The organism is Spirosoma profusum, from assembly GCF_014699005.1.
Lineage (GTDB): Bacteria > Bacteroidota > Bacteroidia > Cytophagales > Spirosomataceae > Spirosoma > Spirosoma profusum.
This window is the reverse complement of sequence record NZ_JACWZY010000011.1, coordinates 15541-35920: the sequence shown is the minus strand read 5'-3', so window position 1 is coordinate 35920 and position 20380 is coordinate 15541. Positions and strand designations below refer to the sequence as shown.

The 20380-nt window shown below is 43.5% G+C and carries 7 protein-coding genes; 5 read left to right on the top strand and 2 right to left on the bottom strand.

Going from position 1 to position 20380, the window contains the following annotated elements; all coding sequences use genetic code 11:
- Positions 1-4: 4 nt before the first annotated feature.
- On the top strand, positions 5-1795 hold the full coding sequence (locus tag IC229_RS14545) for an autotransporter outer membrane beta-barrel domain-containing protein (RefSeq protein WP_223833998.1): 1791 nt from the start codon (positions 5-7) through the stop codon (positions 1793-1795).
- 1067 nt (positions 1796-2862) lie between these two features.
- On the opposite strand, the gene IC229_RS14540 is transcribed toward IC229_RS14545, so the two are convergent.
- On the bottom strand, positions 2863-8076 hold the full coding sequence (locus IC229_RS14540) for an NHL domain-containing protein (protein WP_190887721.1): 5214 nt from the start codon (positions 8074-8076) through the stop codon (positions 2863-2865).
- Positions 8077-8597: 521 nt separating this feature from the next.
- Between IC229_RS14540 and IC229_RS14535 the strand changes: the two genes are divergently transcribed.
- Entirely contained in the window at positions 8598-10058 is a 1461-nt protein-coding gene (locus tag IC229_RS14535) for a hypothetical protein (protein ID WP_190887720.1), read from the top strand.
- A gap of 666 nt (positions 10059-10724) precedes the next feature.
- A complete protein-coding gene (locus IC229_RS14530; RefSeq protein WP_190887719.1) occupies positions 10725-12731 on the top strand; it encodes a serine hydrolase in 2007 nt (668 codons plus the stop codon).
- A 694-nt stretch (positions 12732-13425) separates the two neighbouring features.
- Here IC229_RS14530 and IC229_RS14525 read toward each other — a convergent pair.
- Complete coding sequence (locus IC229_RS14525; RefSeq protein WP_190887718.1) at positions 13426-17712, bottom strand: DUF7619 domain-containing protein; 4287 nt, start codon at positions 17710-17712, stop codon at positions 13426-13428.
- A gap of 814 nt (positions 17713-18526) precedes the next feature.
- On the opposite strand from IC229_RS14525, the gene IC229_RS14520 reads away from it, so the two are divergent.
- Together IC229_RS14520 and IC229_RS14515 are read left to right on the top strand one after the other, a co-directional pair.
- Positions 18527-19513: a DUF3871 family protein gene (locus tag IC229_RS14520; RefSeq protein ID WP_223833997.1), complete on the top strand. Its 987-nt coding sequence runs from the start codon at positions 18527-18529 to the stop codon at positions 19511-19513.
- A gap of 127 nt (positions 19514-19640) precedes the next feature.
- Positions 19641-20255 carry an outer membrane beta-barrel protein gene (locus tag IC229_RS14515; RefSeq protein WP_190887717.1) on the top strand — a complete coding sequence of 205 codons (615 nt, stop codon included), beginning with the start codon at positions 19641-19643 and terminating at the stop codon, positions 20253-20255.
- Positions 20256-20380: the final 125 nt, after the last annotated feature.

Below are 20380 nucleotides of genomic sequence, written 5' to 3'. Positions count from 1 at the left end.
TCTTATGAAAACACTCATCCTATTTCTATTGGTATTGGTCAGTAGTCCAGTATTAGCGCAGACTAATTACGTAGTTCGAGCGGCAAATTCTCCTACACCCAGTAATTTCAACGTCATTCTGGGTCCAAATGCAGGAAACACAACGATGAGTGGGTCGTCAAATCTGTTTACTGGTTATGCAGCAGGTAACGCCAATACTTCAGGTAGTTTCAATGTATTTTCAGGGTATGCTGCTGGTAGTGCTAATACATCGGGAGAATTGAATGTATTTATCGGCGTTAATTCAGGAACGGTAAATACCATTGGAAGACGCAATGTATTCTTAGGAGGTGATGCAGGCAGAAACAACGATGCAGGAGAGGAAAACGTATTTGTTGGTTATCAATCAGGCAATTCGAATGTAAATGGTGGCGCAAATTCATTTTTGGGAAGTTATGCGGGTTTAAATAACACCACAGGAAGCTATAATACGTTTGTGGGGAGAAGTGCGGGGCGCAGCAATACCATAGGTTATGACAATGTGTTTACGGGAAATGCAGCAGGGTACAGCAATACTACTGGTGTCGATAATGTATTTACTGGAGCTGGAGCAGGGTACTTCAACACTCAAGGTGATTACAATGTATTTACTGGAGCTGAAGCGGGCGGTAATAATACCGATGGTGATAAGAACGTGTTTACTGGACATTATGCGGGGTACAACAATACCACAGGAAGTAATAACGTGTTTACTGGACCACAAGCTGGGTACTTCAATACCACAGGTGAAGACAATGTGTTTACCGGAAATTCAGCTGGTAGCGCTTGCACCACCGGCTCTTTCAATGTATTTATGGGATCTGCAACCGGTTTCAGAAACACCACCGCAAGCAATAACGTGTTCATTGGCTATAAAACGGGCTTCAGCAATATCACCGGCCAGAACAATACCTACATTGGTAATGGGGCTGGCTTCACCGGCAATGGGGCTGGTCAAAGTAACACCTTCATTGGCCAGAATGCGGCAGTCTCACCAGGTGCCGTGGTCAATAACTCGACCGCCATCGGGGTGGCGGCTCAGGTGTCGGCCGACAATTCGATTGTGTTAGGGGCTCCCAATCCGCTCTGGAAAGTAGGCATTGGCAATACAGCGCCGAATAACAAGCTGGAGATTACCCATGGCACTTCTGGGCAGTCAGGTCTGCGCTTCACTAACCTGAAGAGCTCGAACACCGCTTCAGCGACGAATCAAACCAAAGTACTGTCGGTCAATGAAAACGGGGATGTTATTCTGGTGAGTACAAGCAGCTCGACTCGGGAAGGGGTGAGTGAAACCTTATGGCAGCGGAAAGGCTCGTTTTTGCAAAGTACTCAGAACGATGCGGTTATCATTGGCACCAACGTAGCACGTACCCCATCGGGTTATAAGCTCTTTGTAGAAGAGGGTATCTTAACTGAGAAAGTGAAAGTGGCCGTGAAGAATACGAGTGATTGGAGTGATAAGGTGTTTGATAAGGGATATAGCATGAAGCCACTATCTGAAGTTGAACAGTACATTCAAGCTCATTCTCACCTGCCGGGAGTTCCCTCGGCTAAAGAAATGGTGGAAAAGGGCAACGACCTTCATCAAACGGACGCTAAGCTGCTGGAGAAAATAGAGGAGTTGACGTTGTATAGTATTGAGCAAGATAAAAGGGTGGAGCGTCAACAGAAGGAAAATCAGACGTTGAAAGATAGGGTTGCAGAGTTAGAGAAACAGCAAGTCAAAGTCGTGCAACTCGAACAACTCGTCAAACAGCTTTTGGAGAAGAAATAGTTAGTGCTTTCTAATTAACACTTCACAGCCCAGCTAACTACTGGGCTTTCTTTTTGCCTTGTCCGTCTGTCCATTACCCTTAGTAGAACTAGCGGACGGACAGTATGAGAGTCTGTGGATTGAGGGAGGTTATGGATTATTCCGCCACAGCATTCATCAGCGTAAGTCCGTGCTAATTTCCAGAACCCATAGTACCAGTATCGCTTAACGAGCATTATCAGAATTGGTCTATAACAGCGCCTTAGGTTAAGTGTAATTGTTACACTTATAAGGGTTAACTCCGCCACAGATATAACTAGCTCTTCGTTTCTTGAATAAGCTGCATTAAGTTGATTCCGTCACGGAAATATCCAATAGCTAAAATCCCTAACTATGTGGAACTAGGGATTCTCCAGCACAGGTAAAACCAGCTATTAGTAGTATTGGGTTTCTTCTGTGCAGGAGATCATGTGATTACCGATCTGAACTAGACTGGTGACGGAAAACACCTATCTGTCCCTATTTTCAATCAGAGTAACTATAGCATACCCAGTGATCTGCTCATTCCATAACCAATGAAAGCCTATGCTGAGTAGGATTACTCGACACGATCTGTTGTCCGTCCACTAGAATTACTAGGGATTGTGGACAGACGGACACTTAGGAATATTGTGTCTCTGATGGTACTGGAACTACCCAAGATCTCACCCCGAAACACCAATCAGACGTAGCGAATAACGAGACCCATACCCCGTGAATTTCATTCATGTGCGTGACGGATGGAACCTGACTGAATTACACCCCAGGCTCCCATAAGGCCAGCTACGTACCCCCTCCGCAATTCAGTAGCTTAGTCTCTCCGAGATTCGTGATTAGCACCGTCAACTCATACAGATTTTGATTTGTTCCAGTCTAGTGCCGACTATTACTATAGTGCAACTCCATTGGCTAACAGATATAAGAGTAATCTATTTCGTCTCGCAAGAATACTTCTTCCAGAAGTACCTGACATCGATTAGAGAATTATTACAAAACCAGTCGGCAAATTCCATTCTGATGATAACTTGAAACAGCGCCAAATAAAGACTCTAGCGAGGAATGAACTTCTGAATACGGTGATTGTCTCTATCCGCAACATAAACAACCCCTGCTCCATCGACAAACACACCAGTTGGGTTGTTGAGTTGATTGGAGGCGGAACCTGCTCCATTTCCCCCTGCTACCGTGATTCCACTTATCGCTCCAGGTAACCATTTCTGAATACGGTGATTGTTCATATCAGCAACATAAATCGCCCCAGAGCCATCAACAAATACACAAGTCATCCTGTCGAACGTGTTGGCAGCAGAGCCTGGACCATTTCCCCCTGCTACCGTGATTCCACTTGTCGCTCCAGGTAGCCATTTCTGAATACGATAATTTCTATTATCAGGTATATATAATGCTCCAGATGCATCTACAAAAACGTCATATAAGCCATGCGAAAATGTTTGTGCTAACATGGTGCCGCTTGTAGCCCCAGGTAACCACTTCATAGCACGGAGATTGCCATTGTCAGCTATATAAATCGCCCCAGAGCCGTCGACGAATACACCAGTTGGGTTGCTGAGTCGATTGGCATCAGGACCTTGACCATTACCTCCAGCAACTATTGTACGACTCGTGGTTCCAGATATCCATTTACTAATAGATTGATTGTTATAGTCAGTTACATAGATTGCACCTGATTCAGTAACAAATAAGTCTTCTGGAAAAGGCATACCGCCTAGATTTCCTCCAGCTACTGTAGTACCGCTTGAGGCTCCAGCTATCCATTTTTGAATACGACCATTTCTATTATCAGCTATATAAATGTCGCCTGCCCCTATGACGAATACATTAGTTGGGCTATCAAGTTTGTTTGCTGCCTGTCCCGTCCCATTCCCTCCAGCTACTGTAATGCCATCACTATATAAAGTGGAATTGGACGTAGTAAATGACAATACATTGCCATAGATTAATTCGTAATCCGCTGTTACAGCCCAGGTCCTCACATAGTATTTTTTGTTAGGAATAAGCTCTGTTAAGCTTGAAGTATATGTTAGGCTATTTGACGAACTAGCGTCTACGGTTGGGGTCCCAGCAAACATATCGTTGTGGTTTGGTTGCGTTGCTGTAGTTGAATAGCATACACCGAATTTGATAATATGATCCGCCGAATAATTCTGAATAATACCCTTTACTTGTGCGGAAGTAGCTGTTACGCTAGAAACTTGGTGGGTAGTAATAGGTGATGGTAGTTTTATGGTTAACCATTTAAAATCGTACCATTCCCCATTGCGTTTCACGTAAAATCCTACTTTATTGTTTCCGGGGGGAAGTGTATAAGTGCCATTAACACTGGGGTAATTATCACCAAGCTCGTTCAGTAGATTTATCGTACAGTCAGGGCAGTCAGTAAGTTGTGTTATTGAAAAAGAGCCAGCAACTGACAATTCGATATCTTTCTCTATTATGAGATTAGGGTCGCTATTTATTGCAAAGACTTGCGGAGGGAAATCTTCATCTCCTAAGGTACCAGCCTCTGATTTTTGCCACATTTCATATAAACTACTCTCAGAATTAAGAAAGCTAGGAGGAATGCAGTAGAAGTAAGAAAACTCATGAACAGGTTTATCTGCTCGTGCTCTTGTAAGATAAGATAATCCTTGACCAGGATAATAAGGCACAGTAGTACTTTTTTTGCCTGGCTTGTTAGGATCAGCTATTAACAATCCCTGATCGTTTATACCATAAACTACTACAGCATGGCCAATATCATCGTTATCCTTCTTCATCCCTAGATAGAATGGACGCTTTGTTATTCTGAAAAAATACCTTAACTCGTTCATAATTGCTCTATCATTCTCCAGTTTGTGCTCTATTGAGAATGTTTTTAGGACGTTACGGACCCTAAAATCTGTTGCAATTTGTGCGGCTGTTGCAAATCTCATTCCTTTTAGATTGTCCATCCATAAATTGTCAGCAAAAGGGGGCATTCCTGGACTAAACCTTTCTTGAAAATTTGAGTTAGCAAAAAGCTGACTTCTTACCGCTCCCATATTATTAAAATTCCATTTAATGTTTTCATAGTACCACATAGCTGTTACCGACATTCCTGAGCAAATTCCAATTCTTGCTTTTTGGGGATATGAGCCAAGGTTAATAAATTCCCAGTCGTCGTGGCCAGGCTCAAAAGCGGTCGTTGGGTTTTTTCCAAGAAAAAGGTCTGGTAAATAGATTGAACTAACGGCGATGTTGACCCCCTCTGCTAGCACTGCTGAGCCCGTTGCTGCTTGTGCCCCTTTGCCGTGCAGGTTGTGCGAGTTTATTCCTTTAGTCGATAATTGTTCAAAGTCCAAATGATTTGTCTTTACTTTTATTTCAGTATTGGATGAGGATATAGTAGGCAGCAATTCGAAACCTTTTTCTTTACTATACATCATAGCAATTGCATAATGATTCGGCGGTAGATTTATCGGTATTGTCAACGTCATCATCGAATCAGCATATCCTCCTCCGTTTTCAATATGAATGAGCGGAGTAAGTGGGTTGAAATCCGGCCCAATATCATGCTTAATAATTGGCGCATAAGATACCTTAAAGGCTTTATTTGCTGTATACGCTTTATTCGGCACTTGAATCTTAAGTCCATTTAAGGTTGGATCAATATTGTTCACAATGAGAGTGCCTCCTGTGGTCGGAATCATTTGCGAGGCAACATCCTTTCGTGCTGCAATCGTAAGTTTTCCTAAATCGGTGCTACCTAAATAGAGTTTTCCATTTGGCCCGTAACTTAATTGTCCATTAAAAAGTACATTCTTCGCTACCCCAACACCTGTAAGGGACATCGAATGATTATTGCTAATGGTTGGAATGTCTTTAGCTAGCGGCACTCGCCCACATGACCAAGCCGAAGGATCATTCCAGTTTCCTGATTTGGTAGAATATAAACTTCCAGCTTGGAGTTTAATCGATGCGCTTACTGAACAACCCGTCGGTGTCGAAGCCACAATTGTGTATGAATTAAGGCCAGCCACAGTACTAACTGAAACAGTGTTGCCGTAGGCTGATGCGACATTACCCAAAACCTGATACGTTAGATTGCTAGTGTTATAACCTCCAATTGTTAGACTTACGACATCGCCTGTACAAACATTGGTCGAACTGGCTGTTAAACTTACAGTTGGTGGGTCAATACAGGCAACTTTGCGGATTCGGGCGTTCCTCTGGTCAGCAATGAGCAGATTACCATATCCATCAAGCCCAATACCATATGGATTATTGAGCTGGGCCTGGCTCGCTGGGCCACCATCGCCTAAGAAACCACGTATATTAGTACCAGCTACATCTGTCAGGATACCGTCGTTACCTACTCTACGCACTCGCCCACTATTAATATCTGAGAAATAAATAGCGCCGTTAGCTGAAACTGCAATACCAAATGGGTAGCCTATCTGTGCCGAAATAGCTGGCCCATTGCTGCCACTATAGCCCAGTACACCCGTTCCTGCTATTGTTGAAATAATCCCACCAGGTGTTACTCGACGAATACGGTGATTTAGGTAATCGGCAATGTAGAGGTTATTAGCGGTATCAAGGACAATGCCCACTGGAGCGTTCAGTTGAGCCGATAAAGCACTGCTTCCATCGCCACCATATCCAGCAATACCTGTACCCACAACGGTGATGATTACCCCGGTTGTACTAACTTTTCGAATGCGGTGGTTATCTATATCGGCGATATAGAGGTTACCCACTTTATCAAGTGCTAGGTTGTAGGGAAATTTTAGTTGCGCATTAATAGCGGGGCCGTTATCACCACTGAAACCGCCTATACCAGTTCCGGCAATCGTAGTTATGACTCCAGCCGTATCAACTTTTCGAATGCGGTGGTTATACGTATCAGCGATGTAGAGATTACCACTGCCATCGGGCAATATGGCGTATGGAACCGCAAGTTTAGCGGCTGTTGCTGGTCCGCCATCACCTGAATAACCGGCTGCCGTCGTACCAGCAACCGATGTAATAATACCATTCACGTCTACTTTCCGAATCCGCCCAATAGCAGTTTCAGCTATATAGAAATTGCCATTGCCATCTCCTTTTACATCTACTGGATTATTAAGTCTGGCTGAAGTTGCTAAGTTGCCATCACCTCCGAAACCGCCATTGTTTGGACCGGCGATTGTACTTATAATCCCAGACGTATTAACTTGGCGAATTCGGTTATTATTCCGGTCCCCAATGAGCATTGCTCCATTAGGCTGCAAAAACAAACCCTGTGGACCCAATAATAACGCTGATGTGGCCGCCCCACCATCGCCCCCATAGCCGCCATTGTTGTTAGAACCGGCAACAGATGTAATAATCCCACTGGTACTGATTTTGCGAACCCGATTGTAATAAGCATCTGCAAAGTAAAGGTTACCAGATACGTCCAGCGTTGGAGCGGCGAAAAAGCTTAATTGAGCACTAATGGCTTGTCCGCCGTCGCCCGTTAAACCCTGTGTGCCAGTTCCGGCAATAGTGGTGATTATACCGGATGTATTAATCTTACGAATACGCCAGTTACCCCGATCTCCAATGTATATATTACCACTTGCATCTATGGCTATTCCTGTAGGATCTCTCAATTGAGCCGACTTAGCAAGCCCCCCATCTCCACTAAAACCTGCAATACCCGTACCAGCAATAGTGGTAATAATGCCGTTAGTGCCTACTTTGCGGATGCAATGATTATACCGCTCGGCAATATAAATGTTGCCACTGGCATCAACCTGAACACCGTACGGATCCCTGAACGTAGCGGCTGTTGCCTGTCCGCCATCACCTGAATAATTATAAACTCCTGTTCCGGCAAAGGTGGTGATTATTCCAGACGTACTGATTTTTCGGATACGATTGTTGTAATAATCGGCGAAATATAAATTGCCTGAAGCATCAATAGCCAGACTGGTTGGATAATTGACCCGAGCGCTGGTAGCAGGACCACCATCACCTGAAAAACCCGGCCCGGCAGTTGTGCCAGCTATCGTTGTAATTATCCCAGCCGCATTAATTTTGCGTATAACGTTACCCTGAGATTCGGTGAAATAAACATTCCCCGATGCATCCATTACTACGCCTTCCGGCGCATTCACGGTTGCCAGAGTAGCCGGCCCGCCGTCGCCTGTGTTTAGACGACCAGCCACTGTTGAGATTATCTGAGCCTGGAGGGAAGAGACTACAAAAAGAAGCGAACAAAGCACCGATATGGTGCGACTAAGTAGAGAAATGCTCATAAGAGTTAACGGTGTGAATAAATAAAGGAATTTGATAATGATCTATTAAAATGAATAACGCCTTAATTGTTAGGCTGCTATGAGTTTATACAATTCAGTAAAATTACTAAAAACGGACTTTACAAGCAAAACTATAATTTAAGGATATTTGCTCTAAAATACCTGAGTAATTTCTGAAGCCATCCCTATTTGCTATTGATAGTAGCCACTACCAGTACCCATGCATCAAAATTTCCAGAGAAGTTGAAAGAAAAACACTAAAAAGCAGTATTTTTCTGTGACGGAGTTATGGTAGCCTCTCAAGGAAGGAAAAAAGAGAAAAGGATATTATAAGCTGAATTTTCGAAATGCGTGTAACGGATAGACCTATCTAAAAACACCCCTGCCCTTTGTAAAACTTTTGACGTACCCCCTTCCTGTTGGTCGTAGTATTTTTGCCCCTTAAATCCTACCGGAAAGTAAAGTGAATCAGGAGAATACCAGTTGTCTGTTAGATTTGATAAAACTAAACCTCAATCCTCATGAAAGCAATTATCCTATTTCTCTTAGTATTAGTCAGTGGTCCGTTAGTGGCTCAGACGAATTATGTGGTACGCGCCCCTAACTCAACTACACCTGGCACCAATAATACAATATTGGGGCCAGGTGCAGGTAATACGACAATGACAGGCACTAATAATGTATTGATAGGCACTAACGCGGGAGTGAACAACACAACAGCCACTTATGGAACATTTATTGGAGGATTCGCGGGTGCTGCCAATACAACGGGCTCGCAAAATTCATTTCTGGGGTATCTGGCAGGAAATGCTACGTCAAGCGGTAAGGAAAACACGTTTGTAGGGGCGTTTTCGGGAAGCCTAAATAACACGGGTTCGTATAACTCATTTATGGGTACAGGCTCTGGATACAGTAATACGACCGGAGAAAGCAATGTGTATATAGGAGTCGCAGCGGGTTACTATAATACATCAGGGAACTCAAATATTAATATTGGAAGATATTCTGGGTTTTCCAATACAACGGGTAGCAACAATACATTTATGGGATATTTGTCAGGGACTAATAACACAACTGCTACTAGTGGTACATTCATAGGAGCCTTCGCCGGGCAAATCAATTTGGGTAATAACAATACGTTTGTAGGGATGAGTGCTGGCAACACTAATACAACGGGTAGCTACAATACGTATGTAGGGGGAAGTTCAGCAGTCAATAGTATTAGCGGGGCAGGAAACAGTTTTTTTGGGTTTAATACAGGAAACAATAATAGTAGTGGGTCTAATAATGTCTATTTAGGACTCGAAGCAGGGAAAAACAATACAGTCGGGAATTTTAACGTAGCAATTGGAGTCCTGGCCCAGCCACTCAGTGGTAGTCTGATAAACACCGTCGCCATTGGAGCCAACGCCAAGGTAGCCCTTAACAACGCCATCGTTTTAGGCGACCCTACTAATACCAGCATCGCTGTAGGTATCGGTACCGATTCACCTCAGTTCCCTCTGGACGTGCGAGGTACAATTAATCTGCGCAACAATGGCCGGATCAAGTTTGCACACCTCTCTAATTCTATACACCAGGGAGCGACAGATCAGTTTCTAACGGTCAATGAGCAGGGTGAAACAGTACTAGCCCGCTACCGGCTACGTATCGACAACACCAATCAGTGGAGCGATAAAGTCTTTACGGCAACGTATCATTTGCCGTCATTGAGCGAGGTGGAACATTACGTTTCAGTGCATGGCCATTTACCCAACGTACCCTCGGCGGAGTACATAGTGAAAGAAGGGATTGACTTGGTTAAAATGAATGCTACATTGCTGGAAAAGATTGAAGAGTTGACGCTGTACAGCATTCAACTGGAAAAGACGGATCAAGCCAAACAGCAGAAAATAGAGCAATTAGAATCATCGGTTCAGCAACAACAGAACCGTATTGATGAACTGGAGCGACTGATGAAACTGGTGCTAGAAAAGAAATAATAGCGAATCGACCATGCAAAGGCTCGCTCCACTATTGAGGGGTGGGCCTTTTTGCTTTAATCCATAAATTCCCATATAAATCATTTGACGATTCTATGCTTCAGGGCGTTGGTATGCCTGAGTATTCCATGACGAAGTGCAGACAATATTGGCTTATGACCAGCAATTCATCGTAACGGGGAAGACCACGCCCTCATTTTTCCGTCCACCAGATTCACTAGGCGTTGTAGACGGTGGACACTTAACAAATCAGGTTTCTGCTGGTCCAGGAAAGAGACACCGGTACACCGAGTAGGTATCAGGAAAACGAGAACCATACACTTTAACCACGTGTGCATGACAACTGGCCTCTCCTTTAAACACACCCCTGGCTTTGCTGAATGAGTTGGCTACCTCGCCCAATGAAAGGCTTAACTGCCTATAGAATACTCAATTGTTCGCCACCTAAAATGCCAACGTATCCGAACTGAACGGAAGAGTTTTCGAGAAGTAAAAAGCAAACTATGTAGCAACTCTTCTACCGTAGACCAATATGGACTGCTTTCTTTTAACTCCTTCAAAATCTACCATTTAATCATTTTACCAAAACCCCAGTTGTAGATTGAATGAATTTTTCATAGTTTTCCTAGTAAATTTCTTACAGTTTCACTCCATTAAATTCAGCTTATGTTTCGTTACCTTTTATTACTTTTTCTTGCTTTAGCGACTGCATGCAAAAAGAATGAAGTCCAATCGGATCAAAAAGCATTACTAAGCTTTTCCTTCACCAAATCCGCTAATCCGTCCCTGATTGCGGATGTATCTGGTATGATTTCAGGTTCACAGGTAACAATTATGTTACCTGCCGGTACGAAGGTGAATGCTTTGAAAGCCACTTTTAGTAGTTCACCCCTATCTACGGTTTCTATTGGCGGAATGCGTCAAGAAAGTGGTGTGACCAGTAATGATTTTACATCTCCAGTTATTTACCGGATCACTGCCGAAGATGGTAGTACAGTGGATTATTCTGTCAAAGTGGCAGTAGCTAAATCAGGGGAGAAACTAATCACTGCTTTCTCATTTCTTAAGTCAGCTAATCCAGAGTTACCCTCCGATATTTCTTTTACAATTAATGGCACTCAATTTGCCGCGGTTTTACCAGTGGGTCAGAAAGCTATTGGCTTAAAGGCATCCTTTACAGTTTCCCCTTTAGCCATTGTAACTGTGAATGGGGCAAAACAGGAAAATGGAATGACCTCGAATGATTTTTCGACCCCCTTAACTTACCGGGTGACGGCAGAGGATGGTAGCAGTACTGATTATACGGCAACAGTAACTGTGCAAGTGCCTGTCTTATCTGCGGCCAAAGATTTACTTAATTTTTCGCTTATTTTCAAAAGCTTCTCCAGCAAAGAAATAGAATCTACTGGTAAAATTTCAGCCCAAAAAATTAGCCTTTTTCTGCCACCTAATACCAACATTCAGAACGTTAAGCCAACGTTTACGATCTCAGACAAAGCGACTGTTCAAGTAAACGGCCAAAACCAATCAAGTGGGCAATCGGCAATAGATCTTAGCAAACCTGTTCTGTACAGAGTCATCGCCGAAGATAAAACTACGAAAGACTATGAAGTGACTGGAATAAGTATTGATCAAACCATCGATAATTTACTCCAGAAATTTATGACACAATATAGTGTAACAGGCTTATCCTTTTCAATGACAAGAAATGAACGCTTAGTCTATTCGAAAGGATATGGTTTGGCTGATAAAAGCACTAACGAAGCCGTTAATGTGAACTCTCTCTTTAGAGTTGCCAGTGTTTCAAAGCCGATTACGGCGATTGCTATCATGAAACTAATCGAGGAGGGAAAACTCTCACTGGATAGTAAAGTCTTTGGAGCTGGGTCTATTTTTGGAACCAAGTATGGGGCAGCCCCCTATCTTTCCGGATACGAATCGATCACAGTAAAGCAAATCTTGGAACATACTAGTGGATTGGCGACTAATGATAGTAATGATCCAATGGGTATAAGTGCTTTTGATCTTACGCAAGATCAAGTTATTGACAATACTGTTAGAACCAGGGCACTCTTAGCGACGCCAGGTACTAAGTATTCCTATTCTAACTTTGGCTATTGTGTATTAGGCCGAATTATCGAAAAGGTGTCTGGAACTAGTTATATTAATTACCTACAAGAGAATATATTTACACCTTCAGGGATTTCAACCATCCAGGTTACAGGCAACACAATTAATACCCGTAAACCCAATGAGGTTATTTATTACAACTCAAAATACAATCCATATGGAATTAATGTCGCCCGGATGGACTCGCACGGTGGTCTGATTGCCTCCAGCATCGATCTGGTAAAATTATTAACGCGTGTCGACGGTTTTGCTGGAAAGGCTGATATTCTTAAACCAGAAACCATCAATACGATGACCAAATATAATGCGACGGCTGGTTACTCGCTGGGGTGGTCTGTAAATTCGTCTAATAACTGGTGGCATACCGGATCAATACAAGGAACCTCTTCAGAAATAGTGCGCGCCAACAACGGTTTTTCTTGGGCTATTATTACAAATTCCGGATGCATCGATTGTGGCGATAATTATTGGATAGATTTGGATCAGTTAGGTTGGCAAATACAATCGCTTATTAGTCAATGGCCTGAGTATGATTTATTCTAGAAGATTGCTCATCAAACTGATTGAATTTCTTAAATTAACTTTCCGTTGAGTAGTCCAACTCAGTCAATTTCAATGTCAAAGAACTAAACGATTTTCTTATCCGTCTGTCCGCTTCTCTTAATGGAATTGGCGGACGGACAGTCACAGAAACGGTGAGTATTGGGTGAGCTATGGGTTTATCCGTCACGGATTAATTAGCTTAAGTCCCTATTTCCAGAACCATATAGTACCAGTATCGCTTAAAGTGCGGATCAGATGAGGTAGCTATGTATCTCCATTTTAGACGCAATTCAAGCCCTAACTATAAGTGTAATTGTTACACTTATAGAGCTTTCAGTGGCTTTCATCCATCACGGCTATAGCTAATGATCCAATACTTGAATAACCTGCTTTGGGTTCTCCAGCACAGGTATAGATAGCTTTCCATTACACAGGTAAGTAGCATTGAGTTTCTTCTGTGGCGGAGACCACACAACCACTAATTATTATCCTTGAATGGGTTAAATGTGTATGATAAGGGTAGTGGAATGCACCTATTTACCTCTCATACTAACTATAGCATACCAAGCAATCTACTCATTCTAGAACCCATGAAAGCCTATACTAAACCTGACTCAATAGTTGCTACCTATTGCTCGTCCGCCATAATTACTAAGTAGCGCGGACAGGCGGATACTTGATAACAATGGGTTTCTTAGTTACTGCTAAATCGCAAACCAGCCCCTCCACCAAATTTCACTCGGCCATTAGCCTTATATTTTACTTTTCCGATACGAACCTGTTTGTTGGATGGTATTATAACTATATGGCCAATTGTAACGGTAGACATAACATCAGGAATACAACCACATGACCAAGTAGTTGTTGAATTCCAATCCCCATTTTGAATTGATTCAATTAAGCCCGGCAAACGTACCGTAGTTTGCGTATCGAATGCTACTGGAGTCGCTTCTTCATTTCCAACGCTATCAACAGCAACCGTATAAAAACGGTACGTTGAATCTGGTTGCCCTGTAAAGGTTAGACTGGATAGCGTCGTATTTTGGGCCACCAGCTTATAGACACCATTATTTGTGGCTACGTAAAGATTATACAGACGAACGCCCGAGCCTATATCCTGCCCACTCCACTGGACCGTAAATGTATTACTTTGTACAGTCGCTGGTAAAGGCACTACTTGACTCGTCGGTATAGTTTTATCCACTGCATTACTCCAAACAGGAGTCGCAATAGGGGGATTATAATCAAAAACGATTGATGATCGATTCGCAATAGTTGTATTATCAGGTAGATCGGCCTTTGGAGCAACTGTGAAGAAAATCCCTCCTTCGCCTTCAGGGGCCCTATGATTCGGGGGTAGAAAGCCCAGGATGGGGTCTGTCGTCCACTCCATCGTCTGTGGATCTAAAGCTGTATACATTGCTTTTAAAATACCCGTTGAATCATTAAAGGCGGTTTCCATCCGCAGAATTAAGTTTTTGGCGGGTCGTAAATCCCAATCCCGTACATAGTGTTTGCGGCCAGGAGGGGCATAAAAATTAGTATCCGCTACATTAAAATAGCCAAATTGAAACGTAGCGAAATCGAACTTGGTACGATCCAGTGTATCCAGTATTTGTACATATTGGGCATCTGCGGTAGCGGTAGCATAATTCTCAAATCGAATCAGATAACTAATGGGGTCTTTCGCACTGATGTAATGGGATGCGTTCACACCGATAGGCCCTAATTTATCATTCGGGTCCTGAGCGCTTACAATAGGCACATTAACCGGATTTTCTCGCTTAGCCTGGGGAACGATTGGTTCACAAGCATTTTCCATTTCCTGCGCTCCCTGAATTCGATCTAGCCCATCAATAGCTTTTAATAAAACCTTCATTACAGTATAAACTATTTTACCGGCCCGTGTAACGGGAATAAAAGCGCCAGCCGCCTGGGCACACTTCACAAAATATTTATAAATGACCCAGCTCATATCGCCCAAAATAGCCTCTCCTTTCTTTCGTTCTTTTTTGCCATCTACACCTGAGTCAATTAAACCAGTCGTTAAGTCGAATAGACCCGATATGCACTCTTTTACGTCATCGGCATTGGTAATCTCAGCTAGTATTTCACCTACAAGGTTTTTAGCCAGCGCGCCAATGCAATTCCAAGCATACGGCTTAATTGGCGAGCCATATAGGGGTTCACCCGTCCACACATTCATCTTAAATGAGCTGGCAGTACCAACATATTGAAGTTGGCCGGTGATTTCCAGGATATCACCAGCTTTAACTAGCGGAATAAAAAGCCAACACGCTTTCCCTTTAAATGGCTGACGGTTAAGGGTGTCAATGGGGATGAAAAATAAGGAGTCTACTGGACTAAAGGTGCTATCTCCAATAACCCTCATGGATAACTTAACCGTTGTTTTATCAGGGACATAGATCCATAGAGGCACCCCATGGGCGTCTGTTTCTCCTCGGTTGCGGACGCTAATCACAAATTTGGCCGGAGCGCCAAAGCGTATCGTGGGCGGAAACACAAGTTTAGCCACAACATCCGCTGGGGAGGCCTGCTTAATGTCAAAGCCATCAGCTATTAGTTTTTTCTGACCGTTGGCCAACGTAATTTCTATCGTCCATTTGCCAATCGCTTTACCGCGAAGATCAAAAATAGCTTGTAAACTAAACGGTTCAGGAAAGCCCACTAGCGAATCGGCTACAATAATTGGAGGCTGGCCAGCCTTCAAGAGCCGGATTTTGGTACCATATCCAAATTGATAACCATAAAAATTTAGGGTAACATCACCCCCATTTGTGCCTACCTTCGGGAAGATGGTTATTTCATCGTTGAAGAAGCCAGCAGGAAAGCGTACCTGCATCAGTTTTTGATTGAAATCGATAGCAGCATTATAGTAAATCTTTTTAGGCAGAAAGAAGAGTCGCTGGCCAGCGAAGATCATCTTACTCGCGGTAAACCGATCCCGAATGATACAGTTTCTGGCATATTTACCGTACTGCAAATCATAGTATGATAGACCGATCGTGCCTGTGCCGCAGGGAGCATCGGCATTGAAACTGGTAAATAAATATTGAGTGTTAACAACGGCTGTAAAAATGCTCTCTTGATTCCCCCAGGCCCGTACCACCTGGCCAGTAACCATATCAATGGCAAAGTTACGCAACCGCCCCCCTTGCGTGTTGGTAAATGAACCCACTCGGGAAACGGCTGCGGAGAAGATAATATGGCGATCTGACACCTCAATACTAGTAATTGGTTGATCCGGATCCGGGTTCCAGTTCGTTAGTTGACCGGTGAACCGATTCACGCAAGCCAAATACTTACGGGCAACACCATTTACGGTTGTGAAACCTCCGCATAGATAAATCAGATCTCCTACTATTTTAAAGTCGTTGATTTGATTTGAATTTACCGTTAGCGAAAAGGATTGCACATTCCCCTTTAGGGAAATTGCGGCTAAGGCCTGCCGATAGGTTGTATTTATTTTATCAAAGTGTCCAGCGACGTAGACCACTGAATCCACGGCGATTAGTTTATCGACTATATTCGTTAATAACTCCTGCCGAACACTACCTACATAATTGAACGAGTAAAATTGCACGGGCTTTTTCAGCAAGGTATCTCCTCGTTGTATTGAATGCGCCGAAAGTCCCCATAGGTTGGCTAGCTGACCACCGATCCAGACAGTGTCACCTTGAAAAGCAGCCGCTCGAATGATGGATCTATATTCCGTAATTAGATCGCTATCAACGGGTAGGTAGTCAAACGTACGGTTAACTAACTCGCCGGTAACCGGATTAAGTAGGGCGGCTTTATTTCGAGATTGTGTTTTATAATACACCCCATTACTGCCTAACGACAAAATGCTATTTCCCGAAATTCGATAAAAGCCAGAGAGCCCTTCAGAGGGCTTAGGATGCCAGGTTGACAACGTGTTCGTGCTAATCGTAATAGCGGCAACCAGTTTTTGGGAAATGATATTATTAATCTTATCAAAATTCCCCTGTACATATACCGTATTAGCTGTACAGGCGATATTAAAGGCATTGGTGGCGCATTGGGTGCAGGTGGTACGCTTGAACGAATAGGCAGAGGATGACCAGTTCGGGTTATCTTGTCCAGTATTGATATCAAGGGAGCGAATAATAAAACTACCGTCATAAGGTGGATTAGACGTAGGAAAGAATATATACTGAGCATTTGCACAGAATACGCTTGCATTCACAAATGCCTGCCAAATAGGCGCTGTGGCCGTGAGGGTGTCAAAAGCGGCAATGCCTCGATAACCGTTTAAGGTAGTGCCAATCAACATTTTCCCGCTACTAGCTACTATATTCTGACTTCCTCCCCAGCTTTGCGTTGAGTTATTTTGAAAACTACCCCAATTTTTGAGCGTGTTGGTCGTCAAATCAATCGCCAGCACACTACGCTCAATGGCTGTGCCATTAAAGCCTGTTATAGTACCTGCCAAGTACAAGCTATTACCATACACCAGGCAATTAGTTAAATAATTATCAGATAGACTTGTCGTGACAATCGGTATGGAGATTTGCTCGCCCGTTGTGGCGTTAAAGGCCAACAGCGCGGTTGCTGGACCACTGAAAAAACTTAGATAGCCAGTAACAAAGATTGTATTTCGCCAGCGTGCGATCTTTCGAATACTGCTCCGCTGCCAATCTACAGTAGCACTTCGAATCCGGAAGTTGGGATCAATTCTCTTATTAGCTCCAATGTGAATCAGGCCAGTATAGGAATAAGTTACACTATCGTATTCATTGACGGAAGTGAATGTTGACCCTGCGATATACCATCCATTGACACCATCCTCAACGGCATCGACTACATTTTCATAAATGCGAGGAAAGTCCTTATCAGGTGTATCATTGGTTTGGGTTAATAAAGCTGCTGCTCCGGCGTTAATACCCCACTGCCCAAATTCACCGACAACAAAAAGGCCATATCGATCACTGTAAGCCATATCGCTAACATTACCTAATGGAGTGTAGGTAACTCGATCAAGTGTTTGTGCTAAGCAAAATGTGTTACTAGCTATAAACCAGAGTAGTATAAATGAATAAGATGGATTGATTGCATTGGGTCGGACAAAGCCAGACCAGGTTTTCAAATGACACACCACTAAGTAAACAAGTAAAAGGAATCGCATAGAGCCAAAAATGTCGTAAATAGTGGGAAGTTAGTTAAAATAAAGAATGGTTGGGTTATGTCTTGACCAACTGCCGTTTTCCCTTAACCAATACGGGGTTTCGCTTGACGGACCAGTCTTCATTCATACAATAAACCATCATAGCACATTTAATCCTTGAGCTTTTGTCAGCATATCCCCTATACTTCTAAACTATAACGTGTGTGATAAGACAGTAAGGCGTTTAAAACGACTCCACCCCTCTCATTTGGAAGTTGACGTCCCCCCGGTGGTCGAATAGAAACAAAATACCCCCCCCTTCGACTTAAAATCAGCCAGCCGCTCCGAATTAATCCAGCAATAAATCACGCTGGATAGCTACGACTTTTCCTGGCTTTACCTTCCTAAGCCTGCCATCACCCCGGAATTCTGTTGCGCTGATTTCTTGGACCTTCGTTTCATCCGCCACCCGCAGATGACAGCTTCCTCATTGCCCTTTTGTTTCACTTGACCAATCCATTTCATGCGAACCCAAAACCGCAGCCCTTGAGCTGCTTAGCTACTGCTATTGCCCTCAGAAAGCCATTATCTGGCCTTCCATTACCATCTCATTAATCAATTCTCAAAACCAATTAAATCAAACACAATCATGCAAACCTCCATGCTTTATTTGCCATCACCAGAACTCGAAGCTAACCCAGTGCTGGAAACCTCGTCTGAGAATGCCTTTATCTTAGCTAACACCCTGCCCACTTCGCTTCACGAGATTCGTGAGCAGCACATCATTCCCGTCTACAGCAAGGACAACGAGCCGCTGATTTCCCATGCCGATTTCATTGAAGCTGCCTATCAAACCGTCTTTAATTACTTCCCTCAGGAGGCTATTTTAGAGCCCTCTGTGCGGGTTTCTCACCCCATCAAAGGCAGAATACCATCGGCGCGTAATAAGGCCGCTAAAGACCTCGCAGAGTGGGAAAAGACGCTCTACTATGAACGAGCTGCTTTTGTAATTGAAATACCCACGATACAAGAGCAAGTAGGCGACAATACGCTATCCCTAACCATTGGCGGGGTGAAAGCGTATAACCTCGATAGTATGCATAATCGTAAAGGATCTGACGAGCACTTCAAGATCTTCATTGGCTTTCAAAACAAAGTGTGTACGAATTTGTGCATCTGGACTGACGGGTTTATGGCTGATGTTCGGGTGAAATCAGTAGGCCAACTAGTCCAATCCATTCAGCGGCTCTTTCAGCAGTACCGAGCCAGTCAGCACCTCAGAGCCATGCAGGATTTGACTCGCTATTACCTGACTGAACACCAGTTTGCTCAGCTTATTGGTCGGTGCCGCTTGTATCAGTATTTACCCCCAGCACAGCGAAAAGAGATTGAACCGCTACTACTGGGTGATTCGCAGATCAACACCATTGCAAGGGATTATTATCGGGATCAATCATTCTGCCGGAGTGAGGACGGGACGATTAGCTTGTGGAACGTGTATAATCTGTTCACTGGAGCCGTCAAGAGCAGCTACGTCGATACGTTCCTGGACCGGAATGTGAACAGTTTTCAGTTTAGTCAATCGTTGCTTCATGCGGTGCAGGAGGGTAGTGGTAGGAACTGGTATTTGCAGTAATCTCCTCTACTCAGATTCATTCAATTCTTCGATTACAGCGCGTAGGCGTTACTTGGTATTGCTCTCCTTGCGAACCAGTGACGACCTACGCGCTTTGTTTTTCTCACCTTTACATAAGCGTACAATCATGTTCAAATCAATCATAACCTCCGTTTTAGTTCTCGGCTTAGTTTTAGTTCAGCATGGCTTATTCGCTCAAAAAGGCGCAATCGGTATCAATGCTGGCGTTACCTTCGATGAAGGACGAACCCCTTTAGCCGCTTCGGCAGAATACTTTATTTCCGATGCGTTTAGTGTGGGGCTTCAGGGTTATCATTCTTGGCAGACCCTAAGTAATCAGATTACCGTAGGAGGCCAAACGTTGGGGTATACCAGTACGTTTAGGTCGACTTTTGTGGGGCTACGGGCTAACTTTCATGTGAATTACTTTCTGGCTGAGGACTACCAGCAATTTGATCCTTACATCGGCTTATCGGTAGGGAAGATTATGGTGAATGGCAAAGAGGATAGTAATTTCGGCTTTGGGCCGTCCACCAGTCAGGGGAATCGAAGCTATGACGGGGTAACTCTGTATCTGCCTGTTGGTTTTCGCTACCTGATTACCAACCATATCGGAGCCTTTGTGGAATACAACCTTGGTCTGGCTAATACCACAGCAGATGTAGACCAGAACAAAAAGATTGATAAGTTCTACGAAAAGCGGCAGTATAGATTTGGTTTAGGATTATCAATGAGATTTTAGTGAGTTTCGTTGTATACAGCCGGTACTCGTTTATCGGCTGTTTAATACTTTTATTTTAGTATAACATGTCACTGAAAATACCTAAAATTTATGCAGTTTATGATGTACTAATAGAAAAGTACAAA

Coding starts and splice junctions, on each gene's coding strand:
- IC229_RS14545 (WP_223833998.1), top strand. CDS start 5: ATGAAAACACTCATCCTATTTCTATTGGTATTGGTCAGTAGTCCAGTA.
- IC229_RS14540 (WP_190887721.1), bottom strand. CDS start 8,076: ATGAGCATTTCTCTACTTAGTCGCACCATATCGGTGCTTTGTTCGCTT.
- IC229_RS14535 (WP_190887720.1), top strand. CDS start 8,598: ATGAAAGCAATTATCCTATTTCTCTTAGTATTAGTCAGTGGTCCGTTA.
- IC229_RS14530 (WP_190887719.1), top strand. CDS start 10,725: ATGTTTCGTTACCTTTTATTACTTTTTCTTGCTTTAGCGACTGCATGC.
- IC229_RS14525 (WP_190887718.1), bottom strand. CDS start 17,712: ATGGCTTACAGTGATCGATATGGCCTTTTTGTTGTCGGTGAATTTGGG.
- IC229_RS14520 (WP_223833997.1), top strand. CDS start 18,527: ATGCAAACCTCCATGCTTTATTTGCCATCACCAGAACTCGAAGCTAAC.
- IC229_RS14515 (WP_190887717.1), top strand. CDS start 19,641: ATGTTCAAATCAATCATAACCTCCGTTTTAGTTCTCGGCTTAGTTTTA.